This is a genomic window from Pseudomonas juntendi, from assembly GCF_009932375.1.
Lineage (GTDB): Bacteria > Pseudomonadota > Gammaproteobacteria > Pseudomonadales > Pseudomonadaceae > Aquipseudomonas > Aquipseudomonas juntendi.
In genome coordinates, this window is record NZ_BLJG01000359.1 from 1 (window position 1) to 311 (window position 311).

Annotated in this window: 1 protein-coding gene; it reads right to left on the reverse strand. The window is 64.6% G+C overall.

The window, feature by feature from the left end:
* The coding region (locus tag GYA94_RS25895) for a hypothetical protein (RefSeq protein WP_161893383.1) at positions 1 to 311 on the reverse strand (311 nt) is incomplete at both ends.

A 311-nucleotide genomic window follows, 5' to 3' on the forward strand; every position in this document is an offset into this window, starting at 1 on the left:
GCCGCCCTGTGTTTCATACAGCGAGTGGAAGAACATGCCCTGCTGCATGGGCGACAGTGGGTAGAGGTCTTCGATGTTGTGGCCGGGCACCGGCAATGCATCCAGTTGCGCCTGAGTGATGCGCGCCAGCGGGAAGTCCGACGGTGACGGTTGCCCGGCGGGCACGCCCAGGCAGTGCTCGATGAGCGCCTCCAGTTCCTGGTCGTAGGCCGTGGCCAATGCCTGGACCGTGTCGGTGTCGAACATCGCCAGGCTGAAGCCCCATTGCAGCGACAGCTCGCCGTTGTACACCTGCCCTTCCAGGGTCAGCC